Here is a 3,986-nt window from a genome sequence, read left to right as displayed (position 1 = left end):
TTGGGGCGTGGATAAGTTTCGCAGCATGGTGGAGAGCTATCTGGGCAAGCCGCTGCAACCGCTGAAGCCTCTGCCGCCGTTTGAATACAAGGATTTTCTGGGCTGGCATGAGCAGGGCGACGGAAAACTGTTTTTGGGCATTTCGGTGGAAAATGGCCGCGTCAAGGATGAGGGCGCGTTTCAGCTTAAAACTGCTCTGCGCGAGATTGAGCAAACCTTCGCGCTGCCCATGCGCCTGACCCCGCATCAAAACATTCTGCTGCACGACATCGAGCCGGGCGATCGCCCCAAAATTCAAGCCATCCTGACCCGCTGCGGCATCCAGGCAGAAACCGACATCGATACGCTGGTGCGCTATTCCATGGCCTGTCCGGCGTTGCCCACCTGCGGGCTGGCGATCGCCGAATCTGAACGCGCCCTGCCCACTGTGCTGGAGCGGATTCGCGCCCTGCTGGATCGCGTGGGCCTGCCCGATGAGCATTTCGTCGTGCGGATGACGGGCTGCCCCAATGGCTGCGCTCGCCCCTACCTAGCGGAAATTGGCTTTGTTGGACAAGCACCCGATGCCTATCAGCTTTGGCTGGGAGCCGATCCGCACCAGACTCGCCTTGGCCTGGTCTACATGGACAAGATGCCGATTCAAGACCTGGAAAAAACGCTGGAGCCGCTGTTCGTCTTTTTCAAACAAAAGCGCAACGCCAACGAGAGCTTTGGGGATTTTGCCCACCGCGTTGGTCTGGAGGCTTTGCGCCAGTTTGCAGCGACGTACAAGCCTGGCCAGGTCGCCAAACCCGCCCGCCCCGGCAAGGCCCGCTACCGCATCGGCATCCGCGATGAGGTGTATGAAAAGCTGAAGGCGATCGCCACTGACAAGGGCCTCTCCATGACCGACATCACTACCCAGGCGCTAGAGGAATACCTGAAGCAGTTTGGTCGCTAGCCGCAGGTCAACGCGCTGGGCAAGCACTCTGGGCAAGTTAGACCGAATCTTTGGGACTGTTGCCATGACCCAAGCTCTATCCCCTTCCACCGAGCAGCGATTCGTCCAGACGGGCGTAAGCTGGGACAGCTTCCAGGCGATTCAGCGAGGGTTTGCCGATTCGCCTGGGGTGCGGCTGTTTTATTACCAGATGATGTATTTCTTGATGAGGTCAGCACCGTTGATTGCGCTGATTTCAGCGAGTCCGTCTACCCGCTATCCTGCTTGGTGACTGAGGACAGTTCACTGACGGTTTGCTGACGGTTTGCTGACGATTTGCTAATGGTTTACTGACAATTTACTGTTACTGACGGCTTACCAAGGACAAAAGGCGGCGCAGGGTTCATAAATTTTTATGTGAGGAGATAAAATCCATGCAACGGCTCTACCATTTGCCTGTGATGTCGCTGAGCGTGCTGACAAAGATCGCAGGAACGATCAGCGTGGTGTTGATGTCTGCGCTGTCTGTCCAGGCAACTCCAGAACTCTTGAAAACTCATCAGGATACGCTTCATCCCCAGCAAGACGGAGCCGATGCCGCAGGACTTGCACCGCTGGCCCAGGCAGGGCGACTGCCCGAATCGCTGGAGCAGCTTGAAGCAGAGGCGACGCGCAGCCAGGGGCGGGGTCTGTCTGGTGTTCAGCCGTCTGCGCCGGAGCCAGAAACCGTCGTCGCGCCCGCGCCAGACGCTTCGACCCGCGCTGAGGATTTGTGGGTCGAAGAGGTGCTGGAGGTCGAGCCGACGTTTTCCCCCCGAAATGCACCGGATGGGGTTGAAGCGCCCGTCCTTGTGCCCGCTCAGCAGCAGTCGTCTCTGACCGCGCTAGATTCGGAGGCGATCGCCCAAATTCCTGCCCTATACGACTTTGAGCAGGGCAATGCGCTCCGCTTTCAGCTTGCAAGCGATCTGCCCGATCCCACGGCGCTGCAAAGTCCCCTGCGACGGCGTGTGGTGCGGACGACGATCCAAAGCACGGGGCTGTCAGCAGTGGCCAGCCTGCGACAACCCCTCAGCGCAGACAGCTACATTCACCTAGCGGTGGTGGGCGGCACCACGGCGCTGGGAGCCGACCTGGGCGTGGTGTTTGGCAACTTTGGCGCGAATGTGTTTAGCCAGCGATCGCACTTGGGCGCGTTCAAAGGGGGCGATCGCGACGTAGACCTGCCCACAGGCGATACGCCCTGGATTCACCGACTGGGCGGCGGCGTGGAATATACCTTTTCCATTGGCAATGAAATCGAGTCGGCGCTGGGCGTGACCTATCAGCGGGTGTCGGTGCGCGACGATTTCTTTTCAGACAATATTTTCCCCAGAGATGAAGACGGCAATCGCTTCACCGTAGAAAATAACGGGATTGATGACCTAGTCAGCGTGGACTTTGTGGCAGCGGTCGATCGCCGCAACGACGGAGCCTATTCTACCGAAGGCTCTCTGCTGCGGTTTGGGGCAAGCCAGGGTTTTCTGATCGACACGGACGATGCCTTTACCCGGTTCACTGGCTCCTATACCCACTACCTGCCGTTAAATCTGTTCGGCTTTGATCGGGGGCCTCGGACGCTGGTGTTAAACGTGCAGGCGGGCACAACCCTGGGCGATGTGCCGCCCTACATTGGCTTTAACCTAGGCGGCAACAACTCGGTGCGGGGCTTTTCGGGCGGCGGCATCAGCACCAGCAGCAGCTTTATCCAAGCCACTGCGGAATATCGCTTTCCGGTTGCCCGGTTGAACCTGTTTAACCGCGATATCGACCTGCGCGGCATCCTGTTCATCGACTACGCCAATGACCTGGGCACGGCCGATGACTTGATCGGCGAACCCGCCATCGCCCGTGACAAACCTGGCGAGGGTTTCGGCTTTGGGGCAGGGTTGCAAGCCCGCACGCCGCTGGGCTTTGGCCGGCTAGAGTTTGGCTTTACCGACACGGGCGAGAGCAGGCTGATTGCTACCTTTGGCGATCGCTTCTAGCCCATGACGGAAAAAGAAAAAACGAAAAAAGAAAAACGAAGAACGAAGAAGTTTCGTTTTTCGTTCTTCCTTCTTCGTTCTTCCTTCTTCGTTCTTCCTTCTTCCCTCAATGCTGCCACACCCGCACCGTGTTGTCTGAACTGCCGCTGGCGAGATAACGACCGTTGCCGCTGAGGGCGATCGCATTCACGCTATCGCCATGCCCCACCAGGGTATCGATCAGCCGCCCGCTGGCCACGTCCCACAGCTTGATCGTGGCATCGCTGCTGCCGCTAAAGAGAATCTTGCCGTCGGGACTGAACGCCAAGGCATTCACCTCGCGGGTGTGGTCGGTGAGGTTGTGCAGCAGTTCGCTGGTTTGCAGATTCCAGATCTTGACGCTCTTGTCGCGGCTGCCGCTGGCCAGCGTCAGGCTGTCGGGATGGAAGGCGAGGGCATTCACCGCGCTGACGTGACCCGACAGCAGGCGAAGCTGTTCGCCCGTTTGCAGGCTCCAAATCCGCACCTTGTTGTCTAGCCCGCCGCTGGCAAAGGTGCGCCCATCGCGACCGATGGCGATCGCCTTGATCATGCTCAGCACCCCCGGCAGCACCTTGATCACCGCGCCATTGGCCAGGCTCCACAAGCGAATCGTCCGGTCTTCGCCACCGCTGATCAGCAGCCGCCCATCGGGACTAATGGCTAGGGCATTCACATCGCGGCTGTGGCCGGATAAGTTTCGCAGGGGCGCACCCGTGGGCAAATACCAGGCTTTAATCAAACAGTCGTCGCCCGCGCTCAGCAAGGTGCGCCCGTCGGGGCTGACGGCTACGGCGTTGACATCGCGGCCATGGCCCGCCAGGTTAAACAGCAGGTTGCCTTGGGTTAGGTTCCACACTTTTACTGTGTCGTCTAGGCTGCCGCTGACCACGACCGACCCCGCTTCGTCCACTGCCACGCTCGTTACCCAGGAGCCATGCCCCACCAGAGTATGAATACAGCGCCAGCCAGAGATTTGCGGCACTGTCGGGCGCACCAGCGGCGGGCGTGAGGTGGGCGGC

At 59.4% G+C, this 3,986-nt stretch carries 3 protein-coding genes and 1 pseudogene; 3 read left to right on the top strand and 1 reads right to left on the bottom strand.

Going from position 1 to position 3,986, the window contains the following annotated elements:
- The 3 genes and pseudogenes from IGS51_RS06250 to IGS51_RS06240 form a co-directional block, all read left to right on the top strand.
- Positions 1 to 940 (top strand): annotated as a pseudogene (locus tag IGS51_RS06250) (sulfite reductase, ferredoxin dependent); the annotation flags it as partial.
- A 64-nt stretch (positions 941 to 1,004) separates the two neighbouring features.
- Positions 1,005 to 1,211, top strand: a complete 207-nt coding sequence (locus IGS51_RS06245) for a hypothetical protein (protein ID WP_297077230.1) — start codon at positions 1,005 to 1,007, stop codon at positions 1,209 to 1,211.
- Positions 1,212 to 1,353: 142 nt separating this feature from the next.
- On the top strand, positions 1,354 to 2,946 hold the full coding sequence (locus IGS51_RS06240) for a BamA/TamA family outer membrane protein (protein ID WP_297077228.1): 1,593 nt from the start codon (positions 1,354 to 1,356) through the stop codon (positions 2,944 to 2,946).
- Between the two features lie 106 nt (positions 2,947 to 3,052).
- Here IGS51_RS06240 and IGS51_RS06235 read toward each other — a convergent pair.
- Positions 3,053 to 3,986 (bottom strand): WD40 repeat domain-containing protein (locus IGS51_RS06235; protein WP_297077226.1); only part of this gene is annotated, 934 nt, incomplete at its 5' end.

The sequence above is a fragment of the Thermoleptolyngbya sp. M55_K2018_002 genome (assembly GCF_015295965.1).
GTDB classification, from domain to species: Bacteria; Cyanobacteriota; Cyanobacteriia; order Elainellales; family Elainellaceae; genus Thermoleptolyngbya; species Thermoleptolyngbya sichuanensis.
This window is presented reverse-complemented; position numbering and strand designations above follow the sequence as displayed.